General features: G+C 45.9%; 10 protein-coding genes and 1 tRNA gene. 3 read left to right on the forward strand and 8 right to left on the reverse strand.

All coding sequences use genetic code 11. From position 1 onward, the window contains the following. Positions 1–28: 28 nt before the first annotated feature. Genes B5Z18_RS16860 through B5Z18_RS16870 form a run of 3 tightly spaced genes read right to left on the reverse strand, consistent with a single transcriptional unit; the run spans position 29 to position 7,116 of the window. Positions 29–2,350 (reverse strand): arylsulfatase, encoded by a 2,322-nt coding sequence (locus tag B5Z18_RS16860; protein WP_079470654.1) that lies wholly within the window; start codon positions 2,348–2,350, stop codon positions 29–31. A gap of 27 nt (positions 2,351–2,377) precedes the next feature. Further along, complete coding sequence (locus tag B5Z18_RS16865; RefSeq protein WP_079470655.1) at positions 2,378–3,874, reverse strand: SusD/RagB family nutrient-binding outer membrane lipoprotein; 1,497 nt, start codon at positions 3,872–3,874, stop codon at positions 2,378–2,380. 20 nt (positions 3,875–3,894) lie between these two features. Further along, positions 3,895–7,116 carry a SusC/RagA family TonB-linked outer membrane protein gene (locus B5Z18_RS16870; protein WP_079470656.1) on the reverse strand — a complete coding sequence of 1,074 codons (3,222 nt, stop codon included), beginning with the start codon at positions 7,114–7,116 and terminating at the stop codon, positions 3,895–3,897. Positions 7,117–7,585: 469 nt separating this feature from the next. Between B5Z18_RS16870 and B5Z18_RS16875 the strand changes: the two genes are divergently transcribed. The 3 genes from B5Z18_RS16875 to B5Z18_RS16885 all read left to right on the forward strand — a co-directional run bounded on the left by B5Z18_RS16875 (position 7,586) and on the right by B5Z18_RS16885 (position 10,186). Next, entirely contained in the window at positions 7,586–8,155 is a 570-nt protein-coding gene (locus tag B5Z18_RS16875; RefSeq protein WP_079470657.1) for a Crp/Fnr family transcriptional regulator, read from the forward strand. 86 nt (positions 8,156–8,241) lie between these two features. After that, positions 8,242–9,207, forward strand: a complete 966-nt coding sequence (locus B5Z18_RS16880; RefSeq protein ID WP_079470658.1) for an MBL fold metallo-hydrolase — start codon at positions 8,242–8,244, stop codon at positions 9,205–9,207. Between the two features lie 142 nt (positions 9,208–9,349). Then, the gene (locus B5Z18_RS16885; RefSeq protein WP_079470659.1) at positions 9,350–10,186 is read left to right on the forward strand and encodes a class I SAM-dependent methyltransferase; all 837 of its coding nucleotides are present in this window, start codon (positions 9,350–9,352) and stop codon (positions 10,184–10,186) included. Positions 10,187–10,428: 242 nt separating this feature from the next. On the opposite strand, the gene B5Z18_RS16890 is transcribed toward B5Z18_RS16885, so the two are convergent. From B5Z18_RS16890 to B5Z18_RS16910, 5 genes are all read right to left on the reverse strand, one after another. After that, positions 10,429–10,502, reverse strand: a tRNA-Gln gene (locus B5Z18_RS16890). Positions 10,503–10,606: 104 nt separating this feature from the next. Beyond that, positions 10,607–11,647, reverse strand: a complete 1,041-nt coding sequence (locus tag B5Z18_RS16895; RefSeq protein WP_200817295.1) for a glycosyltransferase family 9 protein — start codon at positions 11,645–11,647, stop codon at positions 10,607–10,609. A 10-nt stretch (positions 11,648–11,657) separates the two neighbouring features. After that, positions 11,658–12,263, reverse strand: a complete 606-nt coding sequence (locus tag B5Z18_RS16900) for a DUF4254 domain-containing protein (RefSeq protein WP_079470661.1) — start codon at positions 12,261–12,263, stop codon at positions 11,658–11,660. 609 nt (positions 12,264–12,872) lie between these two features. Beyond that, the gene (locus B5Z18_RS16905) at positions 12,873–14,306 is read right to left on the reverse strand and encodes an APC family permease (RefSeq protein WP_079470662.1); all 1,434 of its coding nucleotides are present in this window, start codon (positions 14,304–14,306) and stop codon (positions 12,873–12,875) included. 78 nt (positions 14,307–14,384) lie between these two features. Next, positions 14,385–14,999, reverse strand: a complete 615-nt coding sequence (locus B5Z18_RS16910) for an OmpH/Skp family outer membrane protein (RefSeq protein WP_079470663.1) — start codon at positions 14,997–14,999, stop codon at positions 14,385–14,387. Positions 15,000–15,083: the final 84 nt, after the last annotated feature.

The raw sequence follows: 15,083 nt of genomic DNA on the forward strand, positions 1-15,083 counted from the left end.
AAGATCTGCTAACGTCATAATAATGCATTTAAAGTGAAGGATGTATAATTTCGATATGGTTAAGTTTACCGGTAAAATTGTAAGGCGATTTATACAATGGCGATACCGCAGAACCCTGATCCCTTCCCACATCCAGCCCTTCGTCATAAGGGGAAATAGTAGCATCGGCTTTACTGATGGTGCGCTCCGCTACCTTTTCATCATTGATATATAATGACTCTGTACCTGCCGGGTCTGTGAGTTGTGAAGCCGGTGTGTATTTCAATTCATAGCGGAGTATGGCTTTTCCCAATGGGAGATCTTTACCCGAAGTAAGATCCGTTAACCGACCGTTATTGTTATGCACAGCTTTCAGTTTCCCTTGTTGTACAAAAAAAGTAAACCCTGAAAAACGCCCGCCTGTACTTAATAACACACCTTCATTCTTTGCATCACTCAGCTCCACATCTGCTTTGATGATAAACGACTGCTCTGAAAGAAACGGCGCGGAACGCGAAGGCACTTGTGTAATCCCCGGATACAATATAGCGCTGGCGCGGCTATCCAGCGGACCACGGGTAAGGATAGCAGGGGTAAGACGGGTAGTATCTCCCAGCAAGGGATACACTTTATACTTCCATGCCTCTTTATCAAAAAGACTTTGCAGCTCTTTCAGCTTTGCAGGGTTATCCGCAGCCAGATCATGTTGTTCATTAAAATCCGTATCCAGGTTGTATAGTTCCCACTTGTCTGTGGAGAACGGCGTACCGCGTTTATGGCTTACGGCAGCTTTCCAGCCATCTTTGTAGATAGCGCGTCCACCGGCTATTTCGTAGTATTGCACATGATGCCGGCCCGGCGCATTTTCATTGTTGATAGTATAAGCTAAACTGATTCCCTCCAGCGTATCCTGCGGATAACCATTGATCACTTTAGGTATTTTCAACCCAGCAATTTCCAGCACCGTAGGCGTTACACTGTTTACATGTGAATACTGCGTACGGATGCCTCCTTTTTTGATCAGCTTTGGATAGAAGATCACCAGCGGGTTACGGGTACCACCTTCGCTGTTGGCATCCTGCTTGAGATAACGGAAAGGCGTGTTCGCGGCCTGCGCCCAGCCCACGGGATAGTTGGGGCCGGACTCCGGACTTCCTATCTTCTCATACAAACTATCAATATCCTTTATCCTGCGGTCGTAATTCTCGGTAAACAAGCTACCGTCGATGTACTCATTAATGCCATGTACATGACCGCTCAAACCGCCTTCTTTGCTGGCGCCGTTGTCGCCAATGATAAGCACGATCAACGTATTATCCAGCTGCCTGGTATCGCGCAGGTAATTCACCAGGCGGCCTACTTCATAATCCGTGTGGGAAAGAAATCCTGCATATACTTCAAAGAAGCGGGAAAATACTTTCTTCTCCGTGGCGGAAAGCGATTCCCACGGCTTCACGCCGGGATTACGCGGTGGCAGCGTTGCATCCTTTGGTACCAGTCCCAGTGCCTTTTGCCGCGCCAGTACCTGCTCCCGGTATACATCCCAGCCGGCATCAAATTTACCTTTGTATTTATCCACCCATGACTTGTCTACCTGGTGAGGCCCGTGTGTGGCCCCCGGTGTAAAGTACAGGAAGAAAGGCTTATCAGGCGCTGCAGAGTGTTGTCCGGCGATATAGGAAATTGCTTTATCCACCAGTACGGTAGTAAGATGCTTTCCCTGCAGATCCGGTTCTACCTTCACCGTATTTTCCCAGAGTGCAGGCGTATACTGGTCTGTTTCTCCGGCCATAAATCCGAAGAAGGCATCAAACCCACGGCCTGTGGGCCAGCGGTTAAAAGGTCCTGCCGGCGTAAGATCCGGGCTCGGCGTTACATGCCATTTACCAACAGCATATGTGTTGTATCCATCTTCTCTTAATATCTCCGCTACCGTACCTTTTTCAAACGGCATGTAACCGTTATGACCTGGCAGGTTCACCGCCGCATCAATCACTGTAGGTACATTCACAGAATGATGGTTGCGGCCCGTTAGTAAAGAGGCACGGGTGGGCGAGCAAATAGCAGTGGTATGAAAATTCGTATAGCGCAAACCGTTATTAGCCAGGCTATCAAAAACAGGCGTTTCCACTAACCCGCCAAACGCGCTGCTGGCGCCCCATCCCACATCATCCAGCATCACATAAATAATATTGGGCGCGCCGGCCGGTGCAACAGGATTAAAAGGCGTTGGCGTAATAACCGTTTGTGCAAGCGTAGTACCTGGCTTTCCGGCATAACTTTTCTGCGGGCTGTATTGCGCATAGGCGCCTGATGCAACGCCCAGCAGCATCAACGAAATAAAGGGTCCGGATGAGGTTGAAAATTTCATTACTTATTGTTTAGTTGGCTGATAGTTTTATTTGTCCCACCACAAGGCAGGTGTTTGATATCCCGATCCTGCGGGAGTATTATTATTCAGTGTCTGCTCATTCTGCGGATAAGGAATCCTCCTGGGTATTTGTCCGTTTGGATTGGCAACGCTGGTCGCGTTCTTAGCCAGCGGCAATGCAGGATAGCCTGTCCGGCGGTAGTCCGACCACGCTTCCGGTTGCAGGAACAAGGCAATATATTTTTGGGTAATGATCGTGTTCAGATCACTGCCGGAGTCACCGTTTAATATAGCCTTTGCCGTTATATATGCCTGTTGCTTCTCCGGTGTGGCATAAGGATCGGTGCTGTTGCTTACTACCCGTTGAAAAGAGGAACGTATTGCTGCTTCCAGGGCTGTTTTGGCCAGAGGATCCGCAGGATTTATTCTCCACCGCGCTTCTGCTTCCAGGAATTTTGCTTCGGTGAAACTGCTGATCACCACCGGTGAAGTGGCTGTTCCATAATAACTGCCAATCACTGAAAACGCACCAGGCACGCCCGGAGCGCTGCCCCTGTAAGTATTGCTGCCTACGGGGTAAGGAGTGGCAAAATAAGCACGTCTTGGGTCTACCAGCAGTCCTTCCGGCTTGGTAGGATCATCCGTTACGGCATTTCCATTCAACAGATTTACAAAAGAAGCGCCCAGTCCTATCCATCCCGGCCTGTTGGTGTTCTGCTGATAGAAAGGGTTCGCATTGGTAGTGGATGCGCCGAACATCACCAGTGCATCTCCTGAATTATCGGCTATTCCCCTGTAGCGGGCGCCATCATATAACGCATTCAACACGGCTTGTGCAGCAGTGGTGCTGTTTATCTTAGTAAGATGTATAGCATATCGTGCTTTCAGGGTATACGCAAGCGATTTCCACCGGTCAATGTTACCGCCGTATATCACATCATCTGTAGCCGGCAATGCGCCCTGGTTACTGGCTGCCGGCAAGGAAAGCTCCGTGATAGCAGAGTCCAGCTGTTCCTGCAACGACTTATAAATATCCTCCTGCTTATCATACGCGGGATTGGTAATGTTGTTACCATACAATGATTCCTTGTAGGGGATATCGCCGAAAAGATCTGTTAAAGTACCATAAGTATACACGCTCAACACCCGTGCAATACCGCTGTAATAGGGCAACTGCTGCTGCGTGGCAGTAGTTCTCACAATCTTCAGTTCATCCAGCACTTCTACATAAAACCCTCGCCAGGTTTGGTTAAAATACTGGGTGGATGAAGCGTAGTTATCAAAGGAGGCGGCATCACCGTTAGCGCCGGAAGCCTGCTGGATATAGATATTGGCGATCAGTCCTGCATTAACACCCAGGTTAAAGCCGAGCGCTACTTCTGCACCGGTTAACACCGCGCTAACGGATACCTCCGTAGAGGCGTTAGGGTTAACGTTGGTACCTTCAAGTGAGCAGGACGCCAGCCCGGCTAACATACTCACTGCAATAAATAAACGTCCGATATTAGATGGATATATTTTCATCTTGCTGATTACTTAATAGATTAAAAAGAAACGTTCAATGCCACGCCATAGCTTTTTGTGTTGGGTGTTGTCCAGAAGTCAATACCCGCGGCGTTCGACAAGCCATTGCGGCTTCCCAGGTCCGGATCACTGCCGGTGTAATTGGTGGAAAGCAAAAAGTTCCTGGCCGTCAGCGTAACACTCGCTGCTGATATGTGAGCAGGCTTCAGCAACTGCGCAGGTAAAGCATACGTAAGATTCACATCCTTGAGCTTTATCCAGTAGAGATCATGCTCCACATACAATCCCTGTATATTGAAAGTATTACGGTACCACGCCTGCGACAACACTGCACTAATGGTATTAGGCTCTCCCTTTGAAGCGGTAACACCGTCAAAAACAGTGGTAGTGCCTCTTGCAGCTGTAGAAGCATCTACGCCGTTAAACACCATCTGCAAACGCGGCGCATTGAACAGGTCAAAACCAAAGCGGCCATCCAGCAAAAACGAAAAGCTGAAAGAACCGTATCTCAGTTCATTACGCAACCCCACATTGAAATCAGGATTTGGATCTCCAATTTTGGTGAACGTGGTATTCACCAATGGATAGCCATAGCTGGCACTGTTGGGATTATCGTCGATGATGGGCTTTCCTGCTGCGTTACGTTTTACATCGGTGCCGTAAAACACGCCATAGGGCTGCCCCGCCTGCCCCCTGGCTTCCATCCATATGCCACCAAGACTAACACTGGAAATATTATCAGCGATATAGTTTACACGGCTGATGTTTTTGTTAAACAAGGCGGTGGCGGTCCATGAAAATTTTCTGCCGCTGACAATGCGCTGCAACAGGCTGGCTTCAATTCCTTTGTTAACGATATTACCGGCATTGGTAAGCGTATAGGCGGCACCGGTAGAGTAAGGCAGCGTAACCGGTATGATCTGGTCTTTACTGCTGTTGTAATAATAAACTCCTTCCAATTGTGTTTTATCATGGAAGAAATGCAGGTCCAATCCGGCTTCCCAGGTGCTGATCCTTTCCGGTTTAAGATCGGGGTTGCCGATAGTAGCGCTGTAGCTGAGTCCCTGTTTGCCATTGAATGGAAAACTGATTCCGCTCTGTATCCAACCACTGCTGGTAGTAGGCACATAATAGGTTTCAAGGGAATACGGATCGGCGTCATTACCCACCTGCGCATAAGTGGCGCGTATCTTACCAAAATTCAGGATTGTATTATTCAGGTGAAGCGCATCTGTAAAAATAAAACTTGTACTGGCAGAAGGATAAAAGAATGCGTTCTTTCCTTTGGCCAGCGTGGAAGTCCATTCGTTTCTTCCGGTAAGCTCCAGGTATAACCACTTCCTGTAATCCAGCTTTACATCTGCATATCCGGCTACCAGTTTCCTGCGGATAGTTTGATTAAATGTTTGGGTAGATGATGCATTGGAGATATTAAAATTACCAGGGATCGTTAATCCGTCGCCACGGGTATTCACCTGGTTCTTCCAGGAATTATAATAGTTGTATCCTGCCACTACGGTAAGATCCAGGTCTTTGTTCAGCTTCCTGTCGGCCACCAGTAAAACATCCAGGTTGTTATCCCTCCTGGAATAATTTACGTCATTGATGGTGCCGGTAGCTACGCCGGAGGTACCACGACTAAAAGCGCCTTTCCTTACATCAGTATAGTTATCGATGCCATAACGGGCAGTGGCTTTTAACCAGCTCGTAATATCCAGGCTGGCTTCCGCAAAGGTGATGAAGCGGTTCAGCTCATCGGTTTGTGGATTCATGTTAAGCGACCAGTATGGATTATCCCAGCCAATACCATTGGCATAGGAACGGCTGTCGCCCCACGGCTTGTTGGTAGTAGCCGGCAGCTTATAGGATTCAGGATGTTCCCAGGGATTGGAATAACCATTTGTGATGTCAAAGTTTGCAGGAGAATTGATCAGCGCACGAACCACGTTGGTATTAAATCCTCCCATCAACGCCCTGTTACCGGCGCCATCCTTGATGTAATTGAGGCCGCCGGACACTTTCAGCCGGTCGTTCACGGTATAGTCGCCGTTAAAGCGGAAGGTATGCCGGAAGAAATCTGTTGTCGGAATAATGCCTGTCTGTTTCAGATTTCCATAAGAAAAATAATAACCGGCATTACCTGTGTTGCCATAAAAACTGATGTTATGATCATTCGTATAGCCGTTAACGAAAAACTGCCCGATATTGTCGTACCTGTTCACCGGTATACCATTGGAGAGCGGAGAGCTTCTCCCTACTATAGTACCGTTCTTATCAAAGTTACTGGGCTGTGAGCTGTAGGTAAGGGTATCCAGCAAGGCGCCCCAGTTTTCATCAGAGCCCGTTGTGCCTGGTTTCACATACTGCCCGCCGATGCCATTTGAAAAACTGGTTTGGCGTGGTTGCATGCGGCGGTTTATTTTATCAATCGTAAATGATCCGCTATAGCTTACGCCAAAAGATTTATCTGTTAGTGAACTGCCTCTTTTTGTATTGATCACCACCGCGCCATTTGATGCCCTGATGCCATACAATGCAGCTGCTGCCGGGCCTTTCAGCACGGTTACGCTGGCAATGTCTGCGCTGTTGATATCAATGGCCCTGTTAGATGGTGTAGCCAGCGAAACACTGTTTGACACAGGAAGAATATCCTGGATAGAATTATCTACCGGTACGCCATCTAAAATAAATAACGGCGCATTGTTGCCCAGCAGGGAACTGTTGCCCCTGATTTTTATGGTAGATGATCCACCGGGGGAGCCACCGGAGTTATTGATCTGCACACCAGCTACCTTTCCGCTAAGTGCCGCTACTATGTTAGGTTCCCGGCTATCTTTCAATGCAGCGGCTTTTACTTCTCCCACACTATAACCAAGTGACCGCGTAGCACTTCGTATACCCACTGCCGTTACTACTACTTCGGATAGCGCCTGCTGTTGTTCCAGCTTTACTACTTTGTTCAGATCATTTTTGGTAATCAATACTTCCTGCGACTGATATCCAATAAATGTAACGACGATGGTTTGTGGTAATGTCAGCAGGCTTAACTGGTATGTTCCGGTAGCATCTGCCAGCGTGCCGGTGGCGCCGCCTTTGATGCGCACGGATGCACCCGGTAATGCTTCCTGTGTTTTATTATCAATCACTTTTCCTTTTAACAGCACTGGTGCCTGTGAATAAACGCTGCTGGTAAAGGACAACAAAGCAGCACACAATAGTGTCTTTCGTAAATATTTAAACATACAAAGGGAAATTAGATGTTGGAAGAATAGGGCAATAGATGCCCATGATGACCACGCTATGTGTCATTTAAATAATCGGATGTGCCAATCGGAAAGGCCGCCTAACAACAACAGCAACACACGGATATCACTGGATCCGCGTTAAAATTCCTGTTGCTTCTATTGTTGTACAATAGCTGATTCATTGTTGAAATGTTTATTAAACTGGTTGATCAGGTCGCCTCTGTGTGAGACAACTTCAATAAAGAACACTAATCAGATTTGCTTTGTATGGTGGGGACAAAGACTTTGGTGGTGGTAAATTCTATTAGTCTACTATTATTGTAGACAAATATACAACCGGCTTTTGGAAAACGCAAGCACCGGGCAAAAAAAGTTTTCGGATGGGGGAACTTCCGCGCTGACAGGGCGGTTTGGGGCTATAGAAAAAATCCGGGTGGGGAACTTGGCTATTCTTTACTTTTGATTTATGGTACATCCATTAAGAACGCATATAGAAACGGTCTGTAAGCTGACAGATGAAGAGTTTGAATATGTTTTATCCCACTTTACTCCTTTAAAGCTCAAAAAACACCGGTTGCTGGTAAGAGAGGGCGATTGGGTGAAACACGAGTATTTTGTACTAAAGGGATGTTTGCGGTCCTATATTACGGATGCTGACACCGGCAAGGAATTCACCTATCAGTTTGCCGCAGAGAATTGGTGGATATCGGAACGGGAGGCTTTTTTAAAGCAAACTGCCGCCACTACTGCTATTGAATGTGTAGAAGATTGTGAACTTCTGGGACTGAGTTTTGAAAACCGGGAGAAATTAGGCCGGGAGATGTGGAAGTATGAACATTATGTAGCAGTAAAAACAAGTCTTGGATATGTTGCGTTGCAAAAAAGGCTGCAGTTAATGATTATGGGTAGTACAAAAGAGAGGTTTGAGAATTTTGTTAACCAGTATCCGGACTTGTATAGTCGTGTACCAAAAGCCTTTATAGCTTCTTTCCTGGGCGTTTCAAGGGAAACCATAAGCCGTTTATACCGAAAATAATGGCAGATTTATCACATTTTTAAAGTGATAAATGTCTTCCCTCATGGAAAATAAGTATGGGAATTTTGTAGGATAATTTAATAAAAATGAAATCTCTACATTTATTTTCCCTGAGAGGGACATTCGTATTATTGCTGCTGTTGAACGGATTACTTTCTGTAAGATCACAACCTTCAGCCCATAAATTACCGGCCCAGCCAGGGTTCTATTCCATGCAGCTGGGCGATTTCCAGGTAATCGCATTGTCCGACGGAACGATTCCGCTGAACCTCACCGCATTGCTGCATGAAAACCAAAAAGGTGAAGTGATGGATCTGCTTCATCAAAACTACCTCGACACCACGGTTGAAACCTCCATCACAGCTTACCTGGTGAGGACGAACAATCAACTGATACTCATCGATGCAGGATGCGGCAGCTTCCTGGGGCCAACCCTGGGGAAATTAAAGAAAAACCTTGTTGCCGCGGGTTTTCATCCGGAAGACATTAGTGCAATATTGCTGACACATCTTCACGCAGACCACGTAGGTGGCCTGGTAAACGGGGATAAAATTGCATTTCCTAACGCCACCGTATATATCAGCAAGCCGGAAGCTGAGTTTTGGTTAACTGCCGCCAATAAGAAAACCGCCAATAAAAGGGCGCAACCATTCTTCGATCCCGCGCAAGCCGCTATGATACCTTATCAAAAGGCAGGTAAGGTAAAGGTGTATGATCCGGGTACACAACTTTTTCCAGGTATTTCATCGGTGAATTCGCCCGGTCATACTCCCGGTCATAGCTGCTACGCACTGGAGAGTAAAGGACAGAAACTCGTTTTTTGGGGAGATATGATTCATGCCGGTGCGGTCCAGTTCGCCGATCCTTCGGTGACAATCGATTTTGATGTCGATTTATCCGCTGCCGCTGATGAGCGTAACAAAGCTTTTGAGAATGCAGTTAAAAATGGTTACTGGATTGCAGCGCCTCATCTTTCCTTTCCGGGAATTGGCCATTTACGTGGTGATGCACAGCAGTATCAATGGTTACCCGTCAATTATTCCATTAATTAAATTGTTTTTAACAGGTGAGAAAAAGGAAGCATTAAGCCATCCGTTTTGATGGTTTAATGCTTCTACTCAATAGTGCAACAATGTTGCATTTATAAATTAATGCGTATCTTTATTCCTGAAGGCTGGCATAAAATGTTTTATCATGATCGAAATATTCAAAACAAATATCCGCGAGGCAGAGCAGGTATTAAAGGCGCTTACAAATATTTTTCCGGATGCAGACATTACCTCCGACCCCGGTAATGGCGGTCAACTAATCCGTGTGGAGGCGCCCGTAATCCATTCAGACAAAATCATCTCAACTATCAAGGAACTGGGATTTGAATGCGCCATACAGGAAGACGAAACCGGGGCTTTCTGGGAATCCAGCTTTATTGAAAAACAAACAATGTGGGGATTTGAACCCGCTGAATCTACCATTTTAGCAAAGGATTTTTTTATAGAAGAAGGAATTAAAGATGTATTGATCCCCGGTATCGGGTATGGCAGAAATGCAAAGTTATTTGTGGACAATGGCATAAAAGTAACAGGCATTGAAATCTCAAAAACAGCCATTGATCTGGCAAAAAGCCATTATGGAGATGAAATGAAAATCTATCATGGCTCAGTAACCGCCATGCCATTTGATCATCATTTGTATGATGGCATCTTTAGCTATGGATTAATTTACCTGTTGGATACCGAAGAACGGAAAAAGTTTATCCGTGACTGTTATGCTCAGTTGCAACCCAACGGATACCTGTTCTTCTCTGTTATCTCTAAGCAATCACCTAATTATGGCATGGGTAAACAAATAGGCAAAGATCGCTTTGAAGCTACGAAAGGAGCCCAAATATTTTTCTATGACGAGGAATCCGTAAAAGCGGAATTCGGAAAGTATGGATTAGTAGATTTCTTTGAAATTGATGAACCTAATAAGGTGATGCCGGATAAACCGGCCTTCAGGTTTATAATTATAAAATGTAAAAAAGAAGGATAGTAAATAAATAGCGTTTTGTACTGCTTTTTTTGGGAGAAAGATATGCATCCGGAATTTAGGAATTAAAAGGATGACTGAAACTAGTTCTTTTGCTGCAGCGCGGTTATTCCCAACCGGTAATTCCCCGGTTTGACTTATTATCTGGCAGAATAAAGGGTGTAACTGGGGCAGCGTTACGTTTTAAATGTCAACTTAGGACTCAGAAGAAATAAAAAAGCCGGAACTTAAAAGTTCCGGCTTTTTGGTTGCCCAACCAGGATTCGAACCTAGACAAACAGAACCAAAATCTGTCGTACTACCATTATACTATTGGGCAATACCCTTATTGTTTGGGATGGCAAAAGTATAACTTTTTTTATTTCTGCAAAAAAAACTTGCAATATTTTTAAAATATCCTTCGGAATCCTCTACAGTAAAGACTTATAAAATTATCTCATTCACTTTTTCCGCTATCTGTGCCGGTTTTATCCACTCCATACAGGCGTAATCCCCTCTGAAGCAGGGTTTGTTGCCAAATACGGAACAAGGCCGGCAAGACAGATCAAGGATCTGGATGGCGTTTTCAGGCGACTGTGCATACCCCATAAATCCCGCAAAAGGATGGGTAGCGCCCCAAACAGATACCACAGGCACCCCAAACAGGGAAGCCAGGTGCATATTGGCCGAATCCATGCTGATCATCACATCCAGCTGGCTGATGATGGCCATTTCTTCCTCCAGGGAAAAACGCCCCGCCACCACAATTACCTGCGGATATTGGGCTGCCAGCTGTGTAAGCAATGCTACCTCCTGCTTTCCACCGCCCAAAAGAAATAGCTGTAGTCCCTGTTCCTGCGCCAGCACGCCTAAAACAGCCGCCATTTGCTCCAAAGGGTACATTTTTTCCCGGTAAGTGGCAAAAGGAGCCAATCCTACCCATTTTTTTCCTTGCTTCGAACCAGTTACCGCTGTAACCGTTCCGGGCAACACACGGGGCTGAAAAACGGGTTTGCGGCCCATTTCACAGCGAAGACCCAGTTGCCGGAATACTTTCGCATACCGTTCTATGGTGCTGGTAAGCGGCTGCAATACCTTATTTTCCTTCCGGGTCAGTGCTTTCTTTTCGGCGCGGCCTTTATCAATGGCCGCAACAGGCGTGCCGCTCAAACGGAAAAAAGTGCGGATAATCTGCGACCTCAGCACATTGTGCAGGTCTGCCACCGCCGTAATCCGGTACGCCTTTTTTACTTCACGGAACAGGCGATACAATCCTTTTACCCCTTTATGGATACCTTTTACATCCGCCGGAAAAAAGGTGAGCCGGGGAATCCCCGCGCACAAAGCGCCCCAGTTCCGGTTGGTCACAAAAACAATCTCCACTTCCGGATTTTCATCCAGCACCTGTTTCATCACAGGAATGGTCATGGCTACATCGCCCATAGCAGACAACCGGGTAACCAATATCGTTTTAACTGTGCCCAAGTAAGAAGATTTATTTTTCGTTTTTGTATAACACCGGGTTCAGGGAAGGATCATTATACATCTTCATTTGCTTGTATACCTTCATAAACTTTTTACCGGCGGCAATATCTGCCAGCAGCGCTTCAATAGCGGTGCTCAGGTCCTGTTGCTGCTCCAGCAGGATATCCAGCTTACGCTGGCACGCTGCACGGTGCTCAGGTGTGGCATCCGCACGGGTAGCCTCTTCCTGCATATGGTAAATTTTCAGGGCTAAAATAGACAAACGGTCTATTGCCCAGGCAGGACTCTCCGTATTAATCCCCGCATCCGCAGCAGGCGTCGTTTTGCCGTACTTTTCCAGGAAATAACTATCGATGTACTCCACCACGTCGGTACGCTCCTGGTTGGAACGGTCTATCCAACGCTTAATACCCAATGCTTCCACCGGGTCTATCTTCGGATCGCGGATAATATCCTCCAGGTGCCACTGCACTGTGTCTATCCAGTTTTTCAGGAAAAGCAGGTGTTCAATGCTGCTCTTTTCATAGGGATTGGAAATGGCCTGATGCACATCGTTATGCTCATGGTAGGCCACGATACTCTGGTTAAATATCTTATTGCACAATTGTGTAAACATGGCGCAAATGTACAAAGGCTGGCGACAAAAAAGAAGCGCATGGTAGAGACCATACGCTTATTGTAAAAGATTGTCATGTGAATGTTCGAGAATGCAAATCGTGAAGGCTTTCAATGGTTATCTTGGGGTTGAGATGCCGTCAAGGTTATACCACCTTATTTTCCTTTTTACCCTGAAATGATGTAATCACACCATATGTTGGCAATAATATTTTTATGATTGTTTGTTTTTGAATATTTTTTGAATGCAGTAAAAATCAATCACTCTAATGGCTAAACGTTTTATTGAGGGTGTTCTAAAATGCTATAGCTGTTAACAAAATACCAGATCACTAATTACAGGGCCAGGATCACAGACGTTATTTTTCATAAACCTGGAGTGGCCTCTCACCACTACTTCTTATGGGATTCCTCTGTTAATGTTGACAACTTCTTTTGTTTAATTATTCTCAAATAGTACCGGGTTTTCTAAATAATCAGGGTTTAAAAGGGGACATCTTTATGCCCGTGTGTCTTAGTGCAAATTAAGAATGGCCACTGCAGTATAAAATGCAGTGGCCACCATTTTTTATACAACGTTTGTGCTAATTACAACGTTTTCTTGTCCAAATTAGCTTTCTGTTATAGCAGGCCGCTTAATCTTGGTAAGATAATACAACGGAATGCCCAACAAGATAATACCCAGCCCGGGTAAAGTATAATTGGTTTCAAACACCAGCAGCAGGGCTGCCAGCGATAATGCCACTACGATGTAGATCATGGGCAGCACGGGGTAACCAAATGCTTTGTATGGTCTTTCTATCTCCGGACGCTTCTTTCTTAAAATAAAAATTCCGAGGATGGTTAACACATAAAATATCAATACCCCGAAAATTACCAACGCCAGTAAATCATTGTACCTGCCGGTTAAACAAAGCATGGAAGCCCATGCACACTGGATCCATAAGCCATAACCAGGCACGCTGTGCTTATTCAGCTCGCCCGCTTTTTTAAAGAACAACTTATCTTCTGCCATCGTGTAATAAATCCGCGCACCTGATAAGATCAACCCGTTGTTACAACCAAAAGTGGAGATCATAATCATCACCGCAATAATAATAGCGCCGCTGGAACCAAAGATCTTGGCGGTTACAGCTACGGCTACACGGTCGTTGGCGGCAAACGCAATTTCATTCAGCGGCAGCACAGCTAAGTACATCAGGTTACAGCTCACATAAATGATGGTCACAATCAGTGTTCCCAGGAAAAGGGAACGGCCAATATTCTTGGATGGATTTTTAATCTCTCCGGCAATGAAGGTCACATTGTTCCAGGCATCACTGGAAAACAGGGAGCCTTTCATGGAAACCGCAATGGCACCAAACAGCGCCAGTCCTGATAACGCAGCCGTTACCACCGTACCATTCTGCGAAGAAACTGCTGCAGCGTCCCAGGCATGCTGCCAGTTGGCCTGCCAGATTTCCGACTTTGCGCCAAACAGTAATCCGAAAATAATAAGCCCGAATAAAGACAACAGCTTTGCCAATGTAAATACCGTTTGTATCAGCTTGCCGTGTTGCACACCACGGGTGTTAATAAATGTTAGTAAGATGATAGACACGATGGCCACTATCTGCGCCGCAGAAATCTGCACGATACCCGCGTCCAGCAAAATATTCTTCTCACTGAAACCCGGGATCAGGTAAGCGGTAAACTTGGCAAAAGCTACCGCCACAGCGGCAATGGTACCAGTCTGAATAACACCAAACTGCGTCCAGCCAAATAAAAATGCGATAAATGGATTGTAGGCTTCGCGAAGATACACATACTGGCCGCCGGCTTTGGGAAACATCCCGGATAATTCACCGTAACTCATTGCGGCAATCAGCGTAACAATACCCGCCAGTACCCACATGGCAGTGATCCAGCCTGCGCCGCCCACGCTACGGGCAATTTCCGCAGTTACAATAAAGATCCCGGAACCTATCATGGATCCGGCAACGATCATGGTAGCGTCCAATAAGCCCAGGGATGGCTTGAATGATTTAGTTTGGTTGATTTCCATATTGATATTTATAAAAAATCCCGGCTCATAAGGGAACCGGGACTATAAGGTAGAAAAAATTTCTGATGGTTTATCCGCTTATTTAGCAGGAGTTGCCGCGCTGTTATCATTCATTCCTTTGATAACGTCCGGGGTTACATCGTAAGCCGGATCTTTATACAGGATGTTGCTGGCAGTACTGCGATAAGAGAATATATATGCAAAACGTTTGTCGGCGTTAAATGATTTCAGGAAATCATCCAGTCTTTTCTGCAATTCTTCATTAAACTTAGTCTCCTGCTCTGTATAAGTAGCACGCAGATTCTGCGCTTCCTGCTCTAACTGCTGTTGTTTAGACATCAGGCTACGCTGCGCTGCTTCCCCCTGCTCCTGGGTAAGTGTAGACGCTCTGCGCTGCAGGTCCTCATACTCACTCTGCAATGCACGGGCCTTGCCTTTCAGCTGGTTATCCATCTGCTGCTGCTTCTGCTCCAGTAAGCCTCTTTTTTCCTTGAAATACTCAAAATGCGCTTCCAGAGAATCCAGATCTACATAAGCAATTTTAAAACTACCCGCAGCCGGAGTACCGCTGTTTGCCGCACTTGATGCAGCTGGTGCACTGTTACCAGCTTTATTTCCCTGGCAAGACATCAATAAACCGGCTGAAAATGCCGCTAATAATCCTTTAGTCACTAATTGTTTACAAGTGCGCATGTTAATAGGTGGATTTGCTTCTTTTAGTACATTTGAAAAATGGAACGGCTAAAATAAGGTTTTTAATGGATTTTCATATTCCCA

It is taken from the genome of Chitinophaga ginsengisegetis, assembly GCF_900168065.1.
GTDB lineage: Bacteria > Bacteroidota > Bacteroidia > Chitinophagales > Chitinophagaceae > Chitinophaga > Chitinophaga ginsengisegetis.